The 19,786-nt window shown below is 63.3% G+C and carries 17 protein-coding genes; 10 read left to right on the top strand and 7 right to left on the bottom strand.

Annotated features, from left to right (window positions below):
- Positions 1–50: 50 nt before the first annotated feature.
- Together AB8A33_RS22130 and AB8A33_RS22135 are read right to left on the bottom strand one after the other, a co-directional pair.
- Positions 51–668, bottom strand: a complete 618-nt coding sequence (locus AB8A33_RS22130; protein ID WP_439094731.1) for a LysE family translocator — start codon at positions 666–668, stop codon at positions 51–53.
- 166 nt (positions 669–834) lie between these two features.
- Positions 835–2,445, bottom strand: a complete 1,611-nt coding sequence (locus AB8A33_RS22135) for an acyl-CoA synthetase (protein WP_439094732.1) — start codon at positions 2,443–2,445, stop codon at positions 835–837.
- A gap of 201 nt (positions 2,446–2,646) precedes the next feature.
- On the opposite strand from AB8A33_RS22135, the gene AB8A33_RS22140 reads away from it, so the two are divergent.
- A complete protein-coding gene (locus AB8A33_RS22140) occupies positions 2,647–3,492 on the top strand; it encodes a DUF1499 domain-containing protein (protein ID WP_439094733.1) in 846 nt (281 codons plus the stop codon).
- A gap of 25 nt (positions 3,493–3,517) precedes the next feature.
- Here AB8A33_RS22140 and AB8A33_RS22145 read toward each other — a convergent pair whose 3' ends face one another.
- A complete protein-coding gene (locus AB8A33_RS22145; protein WP_439094734.1) occupies positions 3,518–4,759 on the bottom strand; it encodes a PLP-dependent aminotransferase family protein in 1,242 nt (413 codons plus the stop codon).
- Between the two features lie 154 nt (positions 4,760–4,913).
- Here AB8A33_RS22145 and AB8A33_RS22150 point away from each other — a divergent pair, with 154 nt between their 5' ends.
- The gene (locus AB8A33_RS22150) at positions 4,914–6,644 is read left to right on the top strand and encodes a cation:proton antiporter (RefSeq protein ID WP_439094735.1); all 1,731 of its coding nucleotides are present in this window, start codon (positions 4,914–4,916) and stop codon (positions 6,642–6,644) included.
- Between the two features lie 13 nt (positions 6,645–6,657).
- On the opposite strand, the gene AB8A33_RS22155 is transcribed toward AB8A33_RS22150, so the two are convergent.
- Positions 6,658–8,064, bottom strand: a complete 1,407-nt coding sequence (locus tag AB8A33_RS22155) for an MFS transporter (protein WP_439094736.1) — start codon at positions 8,062–8,064, stop codon at positions 6,658–6,660.
- Between the two features lie 125 nt (positions 8,065–8,189).
- Here AB8A33_RS22155 and AB8A33_RS22160 point away from each other — a divergent pair, with 125 nt between their 5' ends.
- The 7 genes from AB8A33_RS22160 to AB8A33_RS22190 all read left to right on the top strand — a co-directional run bounded on the left by AB8A33_RS22160 (position 8,190) and on the right by AB8A33_RS22190 (position 14,555).
- Positions 8,190–8,543 (top strand): hypothetical protein, encoded by a 354-nt coding sequence (locus AB8A33_RS22160; protein ID WP_439094737.1) that lies wholly within the window; start codon positions 8,190–8,192, stop codon positions 8,541–8,543.
- The gene (locus AB8A33_RS22165) at positions 8,540–9,436 is read left to right on the top strand and encodes a sigma-70 family RNA polymerase sigma factor (RefSeq protein WP_439094738.1); all 897 of its coding nucleotides are present in this window, start codon (positions 8,540–8,542) and stop codon (positions 9,434–9,436) included. Before AB8A33_RS22160 ends, AB8A33_RS22165 begins: the two co-directional genes overlap by 4 nt.
- Positions 9,437–9,595: 159 nt before the next feature.
- On the top strand, positions 9,596–10,672 hold the full coding sequence (gene ribB, locus AB8A33_RS22170) for a 3,4-dihydroxy-2-butanone-4-phosphate synthase (RefSeq protein WP_439094739.1): 1,077 nt from the start codon (positions 9,596–9,598) through the stop codon (positions 10,670–10,672).
- A 139-nt stretch (positions 10,673–10,811) separates the two neighbouring features.
- Positions 10,812–12,023, top strand: a complete 1,212-nt coding sequence (locus AB8A33_RS22175; protein ID WP_439094740.1) for an acyl-CoA dehydrogenase — start codon at positions 10,812–10,814, stop codon at positions 12,021–12,023.
- Between the two features lie 120 nt (positions 12,024–12,143).
- Complete coding sequence (locus AB8A33_RS22180) at positions 12,144–12,611, top strand: RrF2 family transcriptional regulator (protein ID WP_315840684.1); 468 nt, start codon at positions 12,144–12,146, stop codon at positions 12,609–12,611.
- Positions 12,608–13,507, top strand: a complete 900-nt coding sequence (locus AB8A33_RS22185) for an NAD(P)/FAD-dependent oxidoreductase (RefSeq protein WP_439094741.1) — start codon at positions 12,608–12,610, stop codon at positions 13,505–13,507. The genes AB8A33_RS22180 and AB8A33_RS22185 overlap by 4 nt, the downstream gene beginning before the upstream one ends.
- A 112-nt stretch (positions 13,508–13,619) precedes the next feature.
- Entirely contained in the window at positions 13,620–14,555 is a 936-nt protein-coding gene (locus AB8A33_RS22190) for an MBL fold metallo-hydrolase (RefSeq protein WP_439094742.1), read from the top strand.
- Positions 14,556–14,602: 47 nt separating this feature from the next.
- Here the strand turns inward: AB8A33_RS22190 and AB8A33_RS22195 are convergent, their stop codons facing one another.
- Together AB8A33_RS22195 and AB8A33_RS22200 are read right to left on the bottom strand one after the other, a co-directional pair.
- Positions 14,603–15,754: a lactonase family protein gene (locus tag AB8A33_RS22195; protein ID WP_439094743.1), complete on the bottom strand. Its 1,152-nt coding sequence runs from the start codon at positions 15,752–15,754 to the stop codon at positions 14,603–14,605.
- Positions 15,755–15,846: 92 nt separating this feature from the next.
- The gene (locus tag AB8A33_RS22200; protein ID WP_439094744.1) at positions 15,847–18,144 is read right to left on the bottom strand and encodes a TonB-dependent receptor; all 2,298 of its coding nucleotides are present in this window, start codon (positions 18,142–18,144) and stop codon (positions 15,847–15,849) included.
- A gap of 96 nt (positions 18,145–18,240) precedes the next feature.
- Between AB8A33_RS22200 and nikR the strand changes: the two genes are divergently transcribed.
- A complete protein-coding gene (gene nikR / locus AB8A33_RS22205; protein ID WP_320446859.1) occupies positions 18,241–18,681 on the top strand; it encodes a nickel-responsive transcriptional regulator NikR in 441 nt (146 codons plus the stop codon).
- Between the two features lie 238 nt (positions 18,682–18,919).
- Here nikR and AB8A33_RS22210 read toward each other — a convergent pair whose 3' ends face one another.
- Positions 18,920–19,738, bottom strand: a complete 819-nt coding sequence (locus tag AB8A33_RS22210; protein ID WP_439094745.1) for an aldo/keto reductase — start codon at positions 19,736–19,738, stop codon at positions 18,920–18,922.
- Positions 19,739–19,786 lie beyond the last annotated feature (48 nt).

Consider the following 19,786-nt stretch of genomic DNA (forward strand, 5'->3'; position numbering starts at 1 on the left):
CCCCGAGGTTTGACGTGACGATGCGGCGAAAGGTTCAGCGCGATGAAAGGTCAGCGGGCTCGTGTCAGCGCCAACCAGACGCCGCCGCCGATCATGAAGCCGCCGGAGACCCGCGACAGCAGCCGCGTCCGCCGTGCCGAGAAGAATTGTCGCGCGCGGCCCGCGGCCACGGCATAGACCATGTCCGTCAGTGCCGCCGTGACCATGAACGTGGCGCCGAGGATCGCGACCTGAACGATATGGTTCTTTTCCATGTCGACGAATTGCGGAATGAAGGCGCCGAAGAACACCAGCACTTTCGGATTGCTCAGCAGCACCATCATGCCCTGCAGGAAGAACCCGCCACGCGGCGGCGCCGGCGGCGTATCCGCGTCGATGCCCTCGACCGGCGCGCGGACCATCTTGATGCCGAGCCACACCAGATAGGCCGCACCGGCAAAGCGCACCCAGTCGAACCAATAGCCCATGGTGGCCATCAGCGTCGCAAGCCCGAGCGCAACGATGCCGATGACCACGGCAAGCCCTGCTTGCGTGCCGGCAATGCTGATCATCGCCGCGCGCGTGCCGTAACGCAGGCCGTTGGCGATCACCAGCGTGACATTCGGACCGGGCAACAGCGCCAGCGCGACGCAGGCAGCGACAAAGGCGAGATAGACTTGCAGTGACATGGGCGTTTACTCCATTCCAGATTTGTTGTCTCCGTCATGCCCGGCCAGCGCGAAGCGAGACTTCGCTAGGCGTGCCGGGCATCTACGCCTTGGCGGCAAAGAAGAAAGGCGTGGATGGCCGGGACAAGCCCGGCCATGACGCGGAGAGTACAGAATATCTGCCACCCTACCCCAGCGCCCGCAATTCCCGCCTGAGCACCTTGCCCGTCGCCGTCATCGGCAGGCTCTCAGCGAACTGCACATGCCTTGGATATTCATGCGCGGCGAGTTGTGACTTGACGAAATCCTGCAGCTCGCGCGCCAGTGCATCGCTGGGCGCAAAGCCCGGACGCAGCACGATCCAGGCCTTGATGGCTTCGGTGCGGATCGGATCGGGAATACCGACCACCGCCGACAGTGCGACCGCGGGATGCTTGAGCAGCGTGTGCTCGATCTCCGAAGGGCCAATGCGATAGCCGGCGCTGGTTATCACGTCATCTTCGCGCGAGACGTACCAGAAGTAACCGTCGTCATCCTGGATGCCGAGATCGCCCGTCAGAAGAAACTCGCCGGCGAATTTCTTCGCGGTGCCTTCGGGGTTCTGCCAATAGCCGAGCATGGTGCAGGGATTGGGCTGTCTGATACCAACGATGCCCCGCTCGCCGCGCGGCAATTCCTCGCCCAGCTCATTGACGATACGCACATCGAAACCCGGCGTCGGCTTGCCCATGGAGCCCGGCCGGATCGGAAACAGATCGGCATTGTTACCGACGACGAGATTGCATTCGGTCTGGCCGTAGATCTCATGCGCGTCGATGCCGAACGTATTGCGCACCCAGTCGAGCAACTCCGAACCGAGCGACTCGCCGCCGGTGAGCATGCTGCGCAGCTTCACGCCATCATGTTGGACGTTGGCCTGCCGCATCAGCTTCAGCGCCGTCGGCGGCAGGAAGACATTGCGCACCCCGTGATCGGCCATCAGCTGCATCGCGGCGTCAGGCTCAAATTTCCTGGCGCGATAGCCGACGATCGGCACGCCGTGATACCAGGCCGGAAACAGCGCATCGAACAGCCCGCCGATCCACGCCCAGTCGGCCGGCGTCCAGTAGACGTCGCCGGGCTTGGGAAAGAAGCCGTGCACCATCTCCACATTGGGCAGATGGCCGAGCAGCACGCGATGGGCATGCAGCGCGCCCTTGGGATTTCCCGTGGTGCCCGAGGTGTAGATGATGATCGCGGGATCGTCGCAGGACGTATCGACCGTGGTGAAGTCTTCGGACGCCGCCTCGATCGCCGACCAGAACGGTTTGGCGCCGGCATGCGGTGCACTGTCCGTGACGTAGATATCTTGTAAATGAGGCAGCCGCTCGCGGATTTTCGACAGCTTGTCCCAGCCACTCGCGTCGGTGACGATGGCCTTGGCCCCAGAATTGGCAAGGCGGAATTCCAACGCGTCCTCGCCGAACAGCGTGAACAGCGGCACCGAGACCAGCCCGGACCGGAACGCCGCGAGATGCGCCACCGGCAATTCCACCGATTGCGACAAAAACACCGCAATGCGGTCGCCGCGCTGCAGGCCATCCGCCTTCAGCACATTGGCGAAGCTGCGCGAGAAAGCCTGCATCTCGTCGAAGGAGAAACGATGCGTGCCGCGGTCCTCGTCCACATAGATCAGCGCCAGCCGCCCGCTACCGTCGGCATGACGGTCGCAGGCCACCGTCGCGATGTTGAATCGCTCCGGCACATCCCAGCGAAAATTGCGGGCGAGCGTCTCATAATCCGTGGTTTCGACCAGCATGGCAGGCGGCTCCCTGCGGCCTCGTTTGCTTCTTCTCGTTATTCCAGGGGAGAAGTCTGAACGGCCGCGGCCCCATTCTTAAACGAGGAGTCCCGTCTGCCAAAGTGCCTTGAAATTCCCGGCCCGGCATGGTCTCAAGCACCCTATTCGGAACCCGGCGCTATCAGCGCCTTCGCAAGCTCAATCCGGCAGAAATTCCCCATGGCACGCAGGTTTTCGGCCGCCTACCAGTCGGAGCCAGTATCCAGCCTGGCGCTGTGGGCGCGGCGCCTCGCGGTTTTCGCCGCCATTGCCGCCATCACCTCGATCATCATCGTCCGCTTCGGGTTCCTCGAAGTGAAACCGGCCGTCATGACCTTCTTCGGGGCATTGGGATTCGCCGGCCTGTCGATCCTGGTGGCGCTCGCGGGCTTTGCAGCGATCTGGCAGAACGGCTCGCGCGGCATGAGCGTGATCATGGTGGCGCTGATGCTCGACGTCGTGATTCTGGCGTATCCCGGCTACCTTGCGTACCAGTATCGCAAGCTGCCGAAGATCCACGACATCACCACCGACCCGATCGACCCGCCGCGCTTCGAGGCTCTGGCGCGGCTGCGTATCGGCGACGACACCAACTCCGCCGTCTATTCCGGCCTTTACTCCGCCGAACAGCAGCGCGCCGCCTATCCGGATATCGAGCCGGTCGAACTCGAAGTACCGGTGCAACGTGCCTATGACGTGGCACGCGCGCTGGTCGACAAGCGCAAGTGGACGATCATCGACGAGCGTCCGCCACAGCCGCCGCGCCGCGTCGGACGTATCGAGGCCGTGGCGCGCACGCCGATCATGGGTTTCCGTGAGGACGTCGCGATCCGCATAACACCGGACGGCGAGGGTTCGCGCGTCGATATCCGTTCGTCGTCACGCTATTTCGAAGGCGATCTCGGCAGCAACGCGGCGCGCGTCACCAAGCTGATCGACGATATCAACACCGCCGTCGACAGCGCGCCGGCGCCAAAGAAGGCGGCGACGCCGGCGAAGGCTGCGGCGAAGGGCGCGAAGAAGTAGGCTCCCGCCCCTCCTCGACAAGCTCTCACCCCCGCGCCCGTTTCTCCACATTGGCGATCCGCTCGGGCACACCGAACTCCTGCCGGCAGACATCAGCGAGTACAGCAATCCCGTCGCGGATTTCCTGATGGGTCGGACTGGCGAAGCAGATGCGAATGTGACTGTGCGCATAGGCCTTATCGACAGACCACTCCGGGCCGGGATTGATCGACACGCCGGCCTTGAGCGCGGCCTGATAGAGCTTCATCGCATCGACATTGGCGGGCAGTTTCACCCACAGGAAGATGCCGCCTTTGGGTTCGTCGAATTCCGCCGCCGTGCCGAACTGCTCGTTGAGCGCGTCCATCAGCGTCTCCAGTTTGGCGCGCAACCCGCGCGTCGCCTTTGGCACATGGGTGGCGAAATGCGGCACGCAATATTCGGCGAGGACCATTTGCTCCAGCGCGCCGGAGCCGGCATCGGTCTTCAGCGCCAGCATGCGTGACATGATTTCCCAGGGCGCGACGATGTAGCCGACGCGGAGAGCAGGCGCGATCGACTTGGAGAATGAGCCGATATGGATCACGCTGCCGGTCTTATCCATCGCGTGGAGCGCCGGCGGACGCTCGCCGCTCCAGATCAGGTCGGCATAGCAATCGTCCTCGAAAATCGGGACGCCGTATCTGGCCGACAGCGCCAGCAGTTCGCGGCGACGGCTTTCTGGCATGATGGTGGCGGTCGGGTTCTGCACGGTCGGGATCGTATAGATATATTTCGGCCGGATGCCCTTCGCCTTCAGATCTTCCAATGCCGTGGCCAGCGCGTCCATCCGCATGCCGTCGTCATCCAAGGGGATGCCGACGATATTGACGCCGAGACGGGTGAGTCGGTTGATGGAGCCTTGATAGCAATCGCGCTCGATGATGACGGTGTCGCCCTTGGTCAGCAGGCTGTGATTGACGAGGTCGAGCGCCTGCAGCGAGCCGGAGACAACCAGGATGTCATCGGCGCTGCAATCGATGCTTGCGTCGCGCTTCAGCTTGCCAGCGATGAAGGTGCGCAGCGGCAGATAGCCCTGCGGACCGCTCGCCAGACCGTAGGTTGCCAGCGTGCGTCCCTCGCGCAGCATGACGGCATTGGCGGCGGCAGTCAGGCCCTCCACCGGCACCTGATCCATATCGTTGTTCCCGCCGACGAAGCTGTATTTGGCGAGACCGGTCCATTTTGCCGCAGCCGCGGGCAGGCCCGGCGGCAGCAATGGCGCGTAGTCGAACCGTGTGGTGGTCATGAGCGTCGTCTCCCTGAAGCTTTTTATGATGAAGGCTGCCTCGTTGGACCGCCCTCCGCGTGTATCGCGCGCCGAATGCCGGATATTACCCCTTTGCCCTCACGCGGCGCACCATTAGAGTGCCGCCGAAATGTAAGGTTTTTCCGGCAGGGGCATGCACGACTTAATCCGCGATATCACGCTGTGCATCCTGTTTGCGTGGGGCATCGGGCTTATTGCGCATTTCACCCGTCAGCCGTTGATTCTTGCTTATCTGATCGCCGGCTTCATCATTGGGCCATTCGGCATCGGCTGGGTCAAGTCGGACGAATCCATCAGCACGATCTCCGAACTCGGCCTGATCTTCATGCTGTTCATGATCGGTCTCGAGATCGACCTGAAGAAGATCATTCGCGCCGGCAAGGTCATTCTGTTCGCCGCGGGCGGCCAGTTGATCGCAGGCTGCGTGCTCGGTGCCGCCTTCTTCATGGCACTCGGGCTGAAGCTCGGCGGCGGTGGGTTCGATGCGCTGTATCTCAGCGTCGCATGCGCACTGTCTTCGACAGTGGTCATCGTCAAGGTGCTGTATGAGAAGCGCGAACTCGACACGCTGCCGGGCCGTATCACCCTCGGCATCCTGGTGCTGCAGGACATTTTCGCGATCCTGTTTCTGGCGGTGCAGCCGAGCCTCGCCGATCTGCAGGTCAGCGTCATCGCCCTGTCGATCGCCCGCGTCGGCGTGCTGGTCGCCACCGCGCTGATCCTGAGCCGCTATGTGCTGCCGGCGCTGTTCCACCAGATCGCACGGCGGCCGGAACTGGTGCTCCTGGGCGCGCTGGCCTGGTGCTTCCTGATCGGCGAAATCGCCGAGCGGCTGCATCTGTCTCGCGAGATGGGATCGCTGGTCGCCGGCGTATCGCTGTCGACCTTCCCCTATGCACTGGACGTCACCGCTAAGGTGACGACGCTGCGGGACTTCTTCATCACGCTGTTCTTCGTCGCCGTCGGCATGACGATCCCGATCCCGAACGGCGCGACCATCGGTCTCGCACTGATCATCGCCGTGTTCGCCGTGATCAGCCGCATGCTCACGACCTTCACGCCGCTGTATCTGATGAAGCAGGGTCTTCGCGCCAGCCTGCTGCCGGCGCTCAATCTGGCGCAGATCAGCGAATTCTCGCTGGTGGTGCTGCAAACGGGCATCGCCGCCGGCCATATCACCACACAGACCTCCAGCGCGGCGTCCTTCGCCTTCGTGATCCTGGCGGTCCTCTCCACCTTCGCGATGATGCGCAGCGACCAGATCACGCGCCTCTTGATCGGCCCGATGAAGCGCATCGGGCTGCGCGACCTCGACCACGGCCAGAGGACTCATGACGCCGATCACGCCGCCGGCCATGGCGAAGCCCGCCGCATCGTCATTCTGGGCTTCTTCCGCACGGCGTCCGCCCTGCTCGCCGAGATCGAGCGCCAGAACGAGTCGCTGCTCGATCAAATCAGCGTCGTCGACTTCAATCCGAACGTCTTCCGCACTCTGGTCGGGCGTGGCCAGCACGTGATCTATGGTGACATCAGCAATGTCGACACGCTGGTCCATGCCGGCGTCGGCAATGCAGAGATCATCATTCTCAGCGTGCCGGACTCGCTGCTCAAGGGCGCCAATAACGAGAAGCTGGTCCGCCATGTCCGCTCGATCAACCCGAACGCCAGGATCATCTCCACGGCGGACGTGCTCGGCGACGTTAACGATATTTACGCCGCCGGCGCCGACTACGTCACCGTGCCCCGCCTCTGCGACGCCCATGCGCTGTATGAGGTGATCGAGGCCATCGATCAGGGCCTGCTGGACGCCAAACGCGCTGAAATGGACGCGCAACTGGCGGAGCGGCGGGAAGTGCTGCCGTAGCTTCTGCCGACGGTTACGTCGCGGCCCTAGCGGGCGCGAGCGCTGGCCGTATGCGGTCCGGCAGTACCAGCGCGATCGCGGCGCCGCCGGCTGACAGAACGGCAGCCACGCCCAGCGCAGCCCGGAAGCCGGCGCTGAACGTCTCCGGCGTCTGCAACCCGCCGAACCGGTTGAAGACCGCGACCATAAGGGCGATGCCGAGTGCCCCGCCAAGAAAGCGGAACATGTTGAAGGCTCCCGAGGCCTTGCCGATGTCGGCGGGCGAAACCGCACTAATGACGGCATTTTGGGCGGCGGGCATCGCCAGCGATACCCCGGCGCCGGCAAGGATCATCGGCGCCACCAGCGTGGTGAAGGCTCCATCGGGCGCTGCGATCATCGCGATCCACGCCATTCCGGTCGCCTGTAGCAGCAAGCCACCGACGACCAGCGGCCGCTCGCCGAGCCGGTTGACCAGCCGCCCGCCGAGCGGCGCGAACACGAACAAGGTGGCGGTCCAGGGCATCATGCGCAGCCCGGCACCGAGTGGCCCGAAGCCCTGCGCGGTCTGAAAGAACTGCGCGATGAAGAACAGCACGCCGTACATGGCGGCATAGAGCAGCAGGCTGGCCGCGATACCGGACGATAGAGCGCGGCTGCGGAACAGCGGCATCGGCAGCATCGGCTGCGGCGTGCGCCATTCGAACGCGACAAAGCCAACCGCCAGCAGGATGCCAGAGGTCAACGCCGTCACCACTTCGGGCGCGGTCCAGCCGGCCGTGTTGGCGCGCGTCAGGCCCCAAACGATTGCAAACGCGGCGCTGCTGACCAGTGCGATGCCACCGATATCCAGCGCGGCGGCCGGGCCCCGGCTTTCCGGAATCCGCAAGTAGACCAGCGGTAGCACCACCAGGCCGACCGGCAGGTTGATCCAGAAGATCCATTGCCAGGCAAAGCCCGCGGCGATGGCGCCGCCGACAATTGGCCCGGCGATCAGCGCCAGTCCGGTGATACCGCCCAGGATACCCAGCGCTCTGGCGCGCTGCTCGCGCGGGAAAGCGACGCCGAGCAGCGCCATGGCCAGCGGCATCAGCAGCGCGGCCCCGGCCCCCTGCAACGCGCGACCTGCGATCAATGCGCCGGCGGTTTTCGACATCCCGCATATCCCGGATGCGACGACGAACAGGCCGATCCCTGCGGCGAACAGGCGGCGGCGACCGAACCGGTCACCAAGCGCGGCCCCGGTCAGCAGCAGTACCCCGAAGGACAGGTTGTAGGCGTTGACGGTCCATTGCAGCATCTCGATGGAAGCGCCCAGGTCGCTGCGGATGGTGCCGAGTGCGGTGGTCACGACCAGCGAGTCCAGTGCCGCCATGAAAGATGCGGCCGAGGTTAGTGCCAGCACCCAGGTTTTCATCGTCGTCTCGTTGCCCTGTGTCATGTCAGATCCCGCTTCAGGAGCCCGCACCTTGCAGACTGTGTCCCGAGGACGAACGAGGGGCGGCGAAGGATGCAGGAAAAAAGAAATTTCGTGCCGGCGCATCCTTTGCGCCACCAGCATCGTCCTTGGATCAGGAGCCCGGCGGTGTTGCCGGTGCGAAACGACGGAGCATTCAAATGAAGCGGACTTTGATACGCTACCGGACCAAAGACGATGCGGCTGCGGAAAATCAGCGCCTCATCGAGAACGTGTTCCGGGAGCTGCAGGCCAAGGCGCCGGAGGGAGTTCGCTACATGGTGCTCAGGCTGGGCGACGGCAGTTTTGTTCACCTTGTCGAGGACGTTGACGGGCGCAATTCGGTGCCCGAGCTTGATGCCTTCAAGTTGTTCCAGAGCGGCATCAAGGAGCGCTGCGCTGAACCGCCGGTGGCGCATGCCGCGACCATCGTCGGCAATTACCGCATGCTGGATCCACAATGAGCGATTTCGCCGCGCCGGCCGCTGGCCGTCCTGCGTTCGATCGATTGCTCAGTGAGCTCCGGCCGAAGCTTCATCGCTATTGTGCCCGCATGACCGGCTCGGTTATCGACGGCGAGGACGTGGTTCAGGAGGCGATCATCAAGGCGCTCGAGGCCTTTGCTGATGCGGGCCCGATCGCCAAGCCGGAAGGCTGGCTGTTCCGGATCGCCCACAACACTGCGCTGGATTTCCTGCGCTTCCGCGCCCGGCGCGCGGCCGACCTGTCCGACGAGGATCTGGCGATGCTGATCGAGCCGACCGATACTGTGCAGGACCGCGAAATCGCCGCCACCAGCTTGCGCACTTTCATGCGGTTGCCGGCGGCGCAGCGCTCCAGCGTTATCCTGATGGATGTGCTCGGCTACACCCTGGACGATATCGGCGGCGTGACCGGCACGACAGTGCCCGCCGTCAAGGCCGCCCTGCATCGCGGCCGCGCGCGGCTGCGCGAACAGGCAGCCGAACCCGAGGACGCGCGACCGCCTGCGCTATCGGCCCGCGAGCATGCACTGCTGACCGCCTATATCGACCGCTTCAACGCGCGCGATGTCGATGCTGTCCGTGCCATGCTGGCGGATGAGGTACGGCTCGATCTGGTTGCCCGCCACAAGCTTGCCGGCCGTGCGGAGGTCTCGAAGTATTTCACCAACTACGACAAACTGAAGGACTGGCATCTGGTCGCCGGTATGGTGGAAGGGCGCGCCGCGGCGCTGGTGTGCGATGTCCGCGATCCCGGCGGACCGCCGCTGTATTTCGTGCTGCTCGCCTGGAGTGAAGACCGCCTGCTGCACATCCGCGACTTCCGCTATGCGCGTTATGCGATCGAAAGTGCAGCCGTGGTCGCGCTGTGCTAGGCTGACGGCGCTGTGCAATTCCCCCGCTTTCTGCAGATGTGGGGGTGAATCGGGCTCAATTCCGCTCTGCGAACCCGGTACCCGCCCATCCGTTCCCGTGGGTTGCACCGCCCCCCGCTCTGCGCCATATCACTGGCCACACAGAGCAAGAGTGCACTCATGGCCGACCCGATTTCAGACGTTCTGCAAGCCTTTGCCGCCGGCGAAATGGTCGTGGTGACCGACGATGACGACCGCGAGGGAGAGGGCGACCTCATCGTTGCCGCATCGTTCTGTACCGCCGAGAAGATGGCCTTCATCATCCGGCATACCTCCGGCATTGTCTGCGCGCCGATCACCACCGAGGATGCGCGCCGGTTGCGGCTCGATCCGATGGTCGTCAACAACGATAGCAACCACACCACCGCCTTTACCGTCTCCATCGACTACAAGCCCGATGGCGGTACCGGTATTTCAGCCGATGAGCGCGCTTCCTGCTGCCGCGCACTGGCCAATCCGAACGCCGGCGCCAATGACTTTGCCCGCCCCGGTCATATCTTTCCGCTGATCGCCAGGGAGGGCGGCGTGCTGATGCGCTCCGGCCATACCGAAGCCGCCGTCGATCTCTGCAAGCTGGCCAATCTTGCGCCCGTCGGCGTCATCAGCGAATTGATGAACGACGATGGCTCAGTGATGAAGGGCCAGCAGGTCGTCGACTTCGCGGCCAAGCACAAGCTCAAGCATGTCACGATCGCTGACATGATCGCCTATCGGCAGGCGCGCGAAAAGCTGATCGAGCGCGTCTCGACCTTCACCACCGACAGCCCGATCGGCCCGCTGCACGGCTATTCCTATCGCTCGCCCTTCGATCCGATCCACCATGTTGCCTTCGTTTACGGCAGCGTCGGCGACGGCAAGAACGTGCTGACGCGCTTCTACAAGCCGAACATCGTGCGCGACGTGTTCACGGGTCCGGCCAAGATGAATGTCATCCTGGAGCGCTTCAGGAACAACGGCAGCGGCGTGCTGGTCTATCTGCGCGACGGCGCCGCGGGTGTGCCTGTCGAGCCGCTCGATGCACCGAAGTCGGCGGAAGCCGACCGCAACCGGCAGTGGCGTGAAATCGGCGTCGGTGCGCAGATCCTGCGCGATCTCGGCGTCACCTCGATCCGCCACCTGACCTCTTCGGTCCATGACTACAAGGGCCTGTCGGGTTTCGGCATCGAGATCGTCTGCAACGAACAGCTTGAAGGCTAAAGGTCGAAGACCTAAAATACCGCATTCCACATAGGCTAAGGTCACCTCTGGCGGCAATGACCTATGTGAGACGTAGATGCGCAGGCAAGGAAACCAAAAAGCCTGCGCACTAACCAGCCACGATATGAAAGGGATTTCGATGAGCGTTGCCCCCAAGGGTAAGGACAAGCCTGCTGCGAATTTTCAGTGGGACGATGCGTTCCTGCTCGATAGCCAGCTCACCGAAGACGAGCGCATGATCCGCGACACCGCGCGCGCCTATGCCCAGGATAAGCTGCTGCCGCGCGTCAACGACGCTTATCTCAATGAGCATACCGACCGCGAAATCTTCAACGAGATGGGCGAACTCGGCTTGATCGGCATCACGCTGCCGGAAGACTATGGCTGCGCCAATGCCAGCTATGTCGCCTACGGCCTCGTGGCCCGCGAAATCGAGCGCGTCGACTCCGGCTACCGCTCGATGAACTCGGTGCAGTCGTCGCTGGTGATGTATCCGATCTATGCGTATGGCAGCGAAGATCAGCGCAAGAAGTACCTGCCCAAGCTCGCCACCGGCGAGTGGGTCGGCTGCTTCGGCTTGACCGAGCCCGATGCTGGCTCCGATCCCGGCGGCATGAAGACCCGCGCCGAGAAAGTCTCAGACGGCTACAAGCTGTCGGGCGCGAAGATGTGGATCTCCAACGCGCCGATCGCCGACGTGTTCGTGGTATGGGCGAAGTCCGCAGCGCATGACAACCAGATCCGTGGCTTCATTCTCGAGAAGGGTATGAAGGGTCTGTCGGCGCCGAAGATCGGCGGCAAGCTGTCGCTGCGCGCCTCGATCACCGGCGAAATCGTCATGGACGGCGTGATCGTTCCCGAAGAGAACCTGCTGCCCAACGTGTCGGGCCTCAAGGGTCCGTTCGGCTGCCTCAACCGCGCCCGCTACGGCATCTCCTGGGGCGTGCTCGGCGCCGCCGAGGACTGCATGGCCCGCGCCCGCCAGTACACGCTGGACCGCAAGCAGTTCAACCGCCCGCTCGCGGCCACCCAGCTGGTGCAAAAGAAGCTCGCCGACATGCTGACCGAAATCTCGTTGGGCTTGCAGGGCTCGCTCCGTGTCGGCCGCCTGATGGACGAAGGCAACTTCCATCCGGACATGATCTCGGTGGTGAAGCGCAACAATTGCGGCAAGTCCCTCGACATCGCCCGCATGGCCCGCGACATGCACGGCGGCAATGGCATCCAGGCCGAATACCATGTGATGCGCCACGCGCAGAACCTGGAGACGGTGAACACCTATGAAGGCACCCATGACGTGCACGCGCTGATCCTCGGCCGCGCGATCACGGGCATCCAGGCGTTCGGTTAAGTCTACGCTTCGGACTTCAAAGCTTCGAAATGCCCGGCCTCGCGCCGGGCATTTTTCGTTTGAGGGCTTCAAAAAGGGGGCGACTTGACGCGCCCGACATCATGTATCATCATAAGTTACATGAGACGAGACAACCGCCTCTCCGCCACGTTGCATGCGCTGCTGCACATGGCCGAGCAAAACCGCCCGATGACCTCGGCCGAACTCGCAATGTGCATGACCACCAATGCGGTGGTCGTTCGCCGCACCATGGCTGGGCTGCGCGAAGCGGGCCTCGTGCGCTCCGAAAAGGGTCATGGCGGCGGCTGGGAGATCGCGCGCGATCTGTCCACGGTGACGCTGAAGGACATCTATGACGCGCTGGGCAAGCCCAGCCTGATGGCCATGGGCATTCATCTTGAAAGCCCGACCTGCCTCGTCGAGCAGGCCGTCAATCACTCGCTCACATCGGCCTTCGCGGAAGCGGAGGCAGTTCTGATCGGCCGCCTTGCGGATGTCACGCTGGCGCAGCTCGCCGCGGATTTTCACGCGCGGGCGGAGGATCATCGCAGCAAAATTCAGAGCAAGAGTTCAAGGAAGACAAAATGAGTTTCGATGCCATCGTCATCGGCGGTAGCTATGCCGGCCTCTCCGCAGCGCTGCAATTGGCGCGTGCGCGCCGCAAGGTCCTGGTCATGGATTCCGGCCAGCGCCGCAATCGCTTCGCGGCGCATTCGCATGGCTTCCTCGGTCAGGACGGCCGCGCCCCCGGCGCTATCGCCGCGGATGCCCGCGCGCAATTGCTGGCCTATCCAACAGTGCAATGGGTCGATGCAAAGGCCACCGCCGGCAAGGGCCTGGCCGATGAGTTCACCGTCAGCGCGGAGAACGACGCGCAATACGAGGCCCGGCGTATCATCCTCGCGGCCGGTGTGGTCGATGCACTGCCGGATGTCCCCGGTCTCGCCGAGCGGTGGGGCAAATACGTTTTCCATTGTCCGTATTGCCACGGCTACGAACTCGATCAGGGCCGCATCGGCGTGCTGGCGTCGTCGGAAATGTCGATGCATCACGCGCTGATGCTGCCCGATTGGGGATCAACCACGCTGTTCCTGAACGATGCCTTCACGCCAGACGCTGAGCAGATGGCTCAACTGAAGAAACGCCACGTCGCCATCGAGCACGCACCGATCGCGAAACTCTCCGGAACATCGATCGACGTCGAACTCACTGACGGCCGCGTCGTTCCGCTCGATGGCATGTTCACGCTGACGCGCACCAGCCCCGCCAGTCCGCTTGGCGCGCAGCTTGGCTGCGCCATGGAAGACGGGCCGATGGGGCCGTTCCTGCAGACCGACATGTTCAAGGAGACCACGGTTCCCGGCATATTCGCCTGCGGTGACATGGCCCGCGCAACGGGGTCCGTGGCGCTTGCGGTGGGCGATGGCGCGATGGCCGGGGTCGGCGCGCATCGGTCGCTGATGTTCGGGACGGGCCACGGCTAGAGTTGGACGCCTGGCGGCTTCAGCGCATGGCTGCAGCGAATTGTCGTGGTTTGATTTCCCCGCTCCCCTTGCTAGTCATCACAGGCCAAGAACATGCTGGGAAGGACCGACCATGAGCGACAAGGAAAACGGCGCCAACGACGACGTTCCGTTCAATCGCGAATATCCGCTGAAGCCCGGCGTCGTCGATCAGGTTCGTCCGGGTGTGCGCCGGGTTCTCTGCAACAACCCCTCGCCTTTCACCTTTACCGGCACCAACAGCTACATCGTCGGCACCGGCAAGGTCGCGATCATCGATCCCGGCCCGGCCAACGACGCCCATCTGCAGGCGCTGCTCGATGCCGTGAAGGGTGAGACCGTAACGCATATTCTCGTCACCCATACCCATAGCGACCATTCGCCGAATACCGCGGCGCTCAAGGCCGCCACCGGCGCCACGGTCTATGCCGAAGGCCCGCACCGCGCCTCGCGGCCGCGCTTCGAGAGTGAGAAACACTCGCCGGAATCCGGCAGCGATCGCGACTTCAAGCCGGACGTGCTGGTGGCGGACGGTGACGTGATCGAGGGCGACGGCTGGGCGCTCGAAGGCGTCTTCACGCCCGGCCACACCGCCAACCACATGGCCTTCGCCTGGCGCGAGAAGAAATATTTGTTTGTCGCCGATCATGTGATGGGCTGGTCGACCTCCATCGTGGCGCCGCCCGATGGATCGATGATCGACTACATGGCCTCGCTCGACAAACTCGCGGGGCGCGACGAAGACCTGTATTTCTCAGGCCACGGTCCGGATATTCCCGATGCGCAGCGCTATGTGCGCTTTCTCATTCGCCACCGCCGCGCCCGCGAGGCCTCGATCCTGCATCGCCTCGGCAAGGGCGAGGCGGATATTCCGACCATTGTGCGTGCAATCTATATCGGGCTCGATCCGCGCCTGACGGGTGCCGCCGGCTATTCGGTGCTGGCGCATCTGGAAGACCTCGTCGCTCGCGGCCTGGTGCTGACGGACGGCGATCCGGTCATTGGTGGCAGCTACCGCGTGGCGTCTTAACCCTCCCCGGCCATGCGAAGAGAGCAAGCGCTTAGCGAAAGCTTCGGCTACGGCAGATTCACGATCTCCACCCAGTTCGGATTCTTGCCCACTGCGGTTTCGCTCAGCTTGGTCAGGCTGCCCGTCGCCTTGTCGATGGAATAGGCCGTCATACTGTTCGACAACTGCCCGACCGCCAGCAGATAGCGACCTGACGGATCGATGTTGAATCCGCGTGGCTGCTTCTCCGTCGCGGTGGAGCCGAGCGATGTCAGCGCGCCGGTCTTGGGATCGATACGAAATGCCGCGATCGTGTTACTGGTGCGCTCCGATGCATAGAGAAACTTGCCGTCCGGCGTCAGATGGATATCCGCCGCCCAGGGCTTGCCGTCAAAGCCCTTCGGCAAGGCAGAGGCGACCTGCGTTTCCTTCTTCAGCGTCCCGGTCGTCGCATCCCACGGAAATACGTAGATCGCCGCGTCGAGTTCGTTGAGCAGATAGACGAACTTCTTGTCCGGCGAGAACACCAGATGGCGCGGCCCGCCCTTGGCCTTCACGCTCACGGTCGGCGGATCGTTCGGCGTCAGCTTTCCGGCCTTGGCGTCGAATTTCTGCTGATAGATGACATCACCGCCGAGGCTCGTATGCAGCACGTAGCGATTGGTGGGATCAACGATGATGCAATGCGCATTCGGCTCGGTCGCGACGACTTGCTGCGCCGGCGCGATCACGCCATTCGGCCCGATGGCATTCACCGTCACCTTGTTGCCGCCATAGGACGCGCTGAGCAGGAAGCGCCCGGTGCGATCAACCGCAATATAAGCCATGGAATCCGCCAGCGGCCCGGGGCCGACCAGTTTCAACTTGCCGGTTTTGGCATCGATATCGAAGGTCACCGCTGTGTATGGCTCGTTGCGCAAGCCGGCATAGAGCCGGTGCTTCTCGGGGCTGATGGCCAGCGGCAGCGAGCCGCCGGGCTTTGTCGGCCCCGGCACCGCGACAGTCTCGATAGGAGCGAGATTGCCATTCGCCTTCAGTTCGAGAACGCTGATGTTCTGACTGTCGGCATTGCCGACATAGACGATAGTGGCGGCGCTGGCCGATGGCATGATGGACCCTATTGCGAACGGGAGCGACACGATCGCCAGCAGCGCCTTCAAACCGGCACCAACATGCGTGAACGGCCAACGACGCGAAACGGAACGAACCCGTACGAGCATCAACGCCTCCCTGCCTCTTTTAATTAAGAGGGATGATGCTACCGCCTTCTCGAATAGGCAAGCTGCGCTGCGGCAAAGTCAGAACCGGGAGATCAGAAAAGGCCGGCCACCGTCACCCGCAGTGCCAGCGGCTCCACCGGATGCAGCACGCGGTCCATGATGCCGGTCTGGCACACTGCGGCCGGCGCTGTCGGCGCCCCGCCGCCCGCCGGGAAGCACGCGGCGAATAGTGAGTCCGTCTTCAGCAGCGAGCCATAGGCATAGGTGATCTGGTCGGACTTGCTGTCGAGAATGTTGAACGCGTCGAGCTGGATGCGCCAGCCGTTGTCGAAGCGATAGCCGACCTGCCCGTTCAGCAGACCCGTGGCTGGCGAGATGAAGGCCGCGTCTTCAGTCAGCGGACGCGGGCCGAAATAGCGATAGCGCAGCGCGCCGAACCAGCCGGTCGCTTCGCCCAGACGAATGCCGGCCGAGGCGATCATGTTGGGGGCACCAGGAATGAAATTGCCGGGCGCGTTGCCGATCTGCGAGGCCAGATAGCCGTCGAGCTCCGCATAGGCCGCCGCCTGATCGGCATTGCTGCCACGGAAGCGCGCGCGCGTCATCGCGAGATCGGCCTCGAGGCTCAGCCATGACGTGGGCTTGTAGTCGTTGGTCCATTCGAAGCCGACGCGGCGGCTGGGGCGGCTTGGTTCGGTATCGCCAGCGTCGCCGACGAACAGGATTTCCGAGGCGGAATCCAGCATGAAGAAGGCGACCGAACTGGTCAGCCCCGGAATGAGTTTGGTACGCAGTCCGATCTCGGCGCCCTTGGTCTTCACAAGAAACGGAGAGCTATCCACCGGCGAGCCATCCGACGGCGATTCCTTGATGGTCACACCGCGCGCATCGTTGCTGTGAAAGCCCTCGCCAGCATTCAGGAACAGCTCGGTCTTCGCAAAGGGACCAATCACCAGACCTGCCTTGGGGCTGCCAATGATGGCGGTGGCAGTGCCGGAATTGGCAGGATTGAAGAACGAATTGACCGTGGTGTCGTAATAGTCGCCGCGCCAGCCGATATTGGTGCGCAGCCAGTCGGTCCAGAATGTCGTGTTCTGGACGAACAGGCCGACGCTGCCTTCCTTCACGCCGTCGCTGCGCGTGGTCGACAGATATTGCCGCTGAATGGTGTTGCCGAGGCTGACATTGATATCGTCGTAGCGGCTCTGGATGCCGACCTCGGTCTCATTGCGGAAGCCCGCGATATTGTACTTGAATGTATGCGCGGCATTGATGCCGCCGAGCACGCGGTCGTCATGTTGGTGAAACTGATCGCCATTGATGGGATCGCTCAGAAAAAACGTAAAGTTGTTCCACAGATTGAGCTTGCTCTTGATGACGTAGAAATCGAGCTTTGTCGCGCTGTCGACGTCGGTCTGCCGGAGACGGCCGGACAGCGAGAAGCGCTCCGCATTGCCGCCATCGGTGGGATCGAGCGCGCCGTAGCGGCCAATCTCGCCGGAAGTGATCGCCCGCAGCGGCACCTGATCGGTGGAATTCCACTTGTTGCCATAGGCCATGCCGGTCAGTGACAGGCCATTGTCGGCGGTGCCCTGGCTGTAGCGGATCACGCCGTTGAGCTTCTGAAGCTTGTCGGGATTGTCCCACGGGCCGTTATAGAGATTGGCCTCGGCGGCCACCAGCAGCGTGCCTTCGCCGACTTTGCTCGACGTGACGCCGAAGGCGCGGTTATAACCGAAACTTCCTGATGTGATCGACGCCATGGTGCGCGCGACACTGTCGATCAGGCTGACATGGATCGCGCCCACCGAGGAGAAGTCGCCTTCGTCGGCGAAATACGGTCCCTTGCGCACATTGACTGAGCTGATCAGCTCCGGAATCAGGAAGTTGGTATCGGCATAGCCCTGGCCGTGGCCATGGGTCCGCATGTTCACCGGCATGCCGTCGACGGAGATCGCGAGATCGGTGCCGTGATCGAGATTCACGCCGCGCAGGAAGTACTGGTTGGCTTTGCCGTCACCGGAATGCTGGGTGATGATCAGACCCGGCGCCACCTCCAGCGCCTCGGCCGTACGCGACAGCGGCCGCGCATTGACCTCGGTGCCGCTGATATTCTTCTCGCTGGCAGAGGCGACCGACGCCTGCGCTGCACTGGCGCCGGGCGTGACACTCATGCCGCCGGCCCCCAACGTCGGTGCGGCAACATGGCGTGCCGCCGGGCGGCCTGCCTCATTCCCGCTGCGCGGTATGCGCGGCTTGGCTGTATGCCGCGGCGGGGCCTCGACTTCGACCGGGGACAACACCGTCGCCGGCTGCGCGGCTGAGGGCGTGATGGCTGCAAGTAACGAGGCCAGCGAGAGTCCGGCCGATGGGAAGAGAGAGCGATGCATCGGTCAGTCGGCCGGGCTATGCTGGGTTCAACCGGAACACACTGACACACCGAGTATGACGAAGTCAAAGATTCGTCATACTTTTTGAGGGGACCGATGCAGCGCATTACGATCACGCTCGACGACGACCTGATGGAAGAGCTGGATGCGATGATTGCCGAACACGGCTATCAGAATCGCTCCGAAGCGATCCGCGATTTCGCCCGTGCCGGCATGCAGCAGGCTGCGCAGGAAAAGGGCAAGGCCGGCGAATGCGTCGCCGCCCTGGTCTATGTCTATGATCACGCCCAGCGCGACCTGTCACGCCGGCTGGTCGATACCTATCACCATCACCACGACCTCTCGCTGGCGACGCTGCATGTGCATCTCGACGGCGACAACTGCATGGAAGTCACGGCGCTGCGCGGCTCGGGCAGCGAGGTGCAGCACTTTGCGGATCACATCATCGCGGAGCGCGGCGTGAAATATGGCCGGGTGGTGATGATGCCGACGGGGAAGAAGGCGGAGGGAAAGAAGAAGGGGCATAGCCACGGGTGAATGCGGAGTGCGCCACTGCCGATGGCCTCCCTCCCCCAAGCGAAGCGCGGTGGGGAGGGTCGGCCGAGCGAGGCGATGCGCAAGCATCGACGAAGTGGAGGCCGGGGTGGGGGTAGCCCCACACTCAGGTCGGAGTTTGTCGCACCCCATCCGTCACGTTTGTTCGCTACGCTCTCAAACGCGCCACCCTCCCCACTGCGCGCGGGCTACGCCGCGCTTGAGGGAGGGAGAAGCAAGATCAATCCCAATCCGGCGCGAAACCCGGATTCACCAGTCGCTGGGTCTTCGGCAATGCCGCGATCGCCTTGCGGTCGTCGTCGTCCAGCGTCACCTTCAGCGCGTCGAGATTGGCCTGCTGGCTCTCCTTGCGCGAAGCCTTCGGGATCGCAGCCACGCCATCCTGATCGAGCAACCACTTCAGCGCCACCTGCGCCGCTGACACGCCGTGCTTGGCGGCGATCTTTTTCATCACATCGTTGTCGGCCAGCCGGCCCTGGCCGAGCGGGCAATAGGCCACCAGCGGGATCGACTTCGACCGCAGGTAAGTCAGCAGCTTCGTCTGGTCGAGCAGTGCATGATATTCGACCTGGTTGCAGGCAACCGGCGCGTCGATCTCCTCCACCGCCTGCTTCATCAGCTTGACCGGAAAATTCGCGACGCCGATGGCACGGACACGGCCCTCATCCTTCAGCTTGAGCAGCGTCTCGAAGATCGCCGGCAGGTTCATGCCCTTCGAGGGCCAGTGCACCAGATAGAGATCGATGACATCGAGACCGAGTTTCTTCATGCTGGTGTCGAAGGCGCGCCTGATGGCATCTGGCGCGAGGTTCTCGTGCCAGACCTTGGTGGTGACGTGGAGATCCTTGCGGGCGATGCCCGAGGCCTTGATGCCGGCACCGACTTCGGCCTCGTTGCCATACATCTCGGCGGTGTCGATGTGGCGATAGCCGAGCCCGATCGCGCTTTCCACGCCGGCGACGCAGCCGTCGCCCGTGAGCTTGAATGTGCCGAGGCCGAGCTTCGGCACTGAAATGCCCTGCGTGTTCAGATTGTCCATGTCACTTCCTCAAGCATGTCAATTCTTCAATATGGCGAAACCGTCCGA

The sequence above is a fragment of the Tardiphaga sp. 813_E8_N1_3 genome (assembly GCF_051811025.1).
In the GTDB taxonomy this organism is placed as follows: Bacteria; Pseudomonadota; Alphaproteobacteria; order Rhizobiales; family Xanthobacteraceae; genus Tardiphaga.

Coding starts and splice junctions, on each gene's coding strand:
- AB8A33_RS22165 (WP_439094738.1), top strand. CDS start 8,540: ATGAGCGATTTCGCCGCGCCGGCCGCTGGCCGTCCTGCGTTCGATCGA.
- AB8A33_RS22190 (WP_439094742.1), top strand. CDS start 13,620: ATGAGCGACAAGGAAAACGGCGCCAACGACGACGTTCCGTTCAATCGC.
- AB8A33_RS22130 (WP_439094731.1), bottom strand. CDS start 668: ATGTCACTGCAAGTCTATCTCGCCTTTGTCGCTGCCTGCGTCGCGCTG.
- AB8A33_RS22150 (WP_439094735.1), top strand. CDS start 4,914: ATGCACGACTTAATCCGCGATATCACGCTGTGCATCCTGTTTGCGTGG.
- AB8A33_RS22200 (WP_439094744.1), bottom strand. CDS start 18,144: ATGCATCGCTCTCTCTTCCCATCGGCCGGACTCTCGCTGGCCTCGTTA.
- AB8A33_RS22185 (WP_439094741.1), top strand. CDS start 12,608: ATGAGTTTCGATGCCATCGTCATCGGCGGTAGCTATGCCGGCCTCTCC.
- AB8A33_RS22155 (WP_439094736.1), bottom strand. CDS start 8,064: ATGACACAGGGCAACGAGACGACGATGAAAACCTGGGTGCTGGCACTA.
- AB8A33_RS22145 (WP_439094734.1), bottom strand. CDS start 4,759: ATGACCACCACACGGTTCGACTACGCGCCATTGCTGCCGCCGGGCCTG.
- AB8A33_RS22140 (WP_439094733.1), top strand. CDS start 2,647: ATGGCACGCAGGTTTTCGGCCGCCTACCAGTCGGAGCCAGTATCCAGC.
- AB8A33_RS22180 (WP_315840684.1), top strand. CDS start 12,144: ATGAGACGAGACAACCGCCTCTCCGCCACGTTGCATGCGCTGCTGCAC.
- AB8A33_RS22195 (WP_439094743.1), bottom strand. CDS start 15,754: ATGCTCGTACGGGTTCGTTCCGTTTCGCGTCGTTGGCCGTTCACGCAT.
- ribB (WP_439094739.1), top strand. CDS start 9,596: ATGGCCGACCCGATTTCAGACGTTCTGCAAGCCTTTGCCGCCGGCGAA.
- AB8A33_RS22175 (WP_439094740.1), top strand. CDS start 10,812: ATGAGCGTTGCCCCCAAGGGTAAGGACAAGCCTGCTGCGAATTTTCAG.
- AB8A33_RS22210 (WP_439094745.1), bottom strand. CDS start 19,738: ATGGACAATCTGAACACGCAGGGCATTTCAGTGCCGAAGCTCGGCCTC.
- AB8A33_RS22135 (WP_439094732.1), bottom strand. CDS start 2,445: ATGCTGGTCGAAACCACGGATTATGAGACGCTCGCCCGCAATTTTCGC.
- nikR (WP_320446859.1), top strand. CDS start 18,241: ATGCAGCGCATTACGATCACGCTCGACGACGACCTGATGGAAGAGCTG.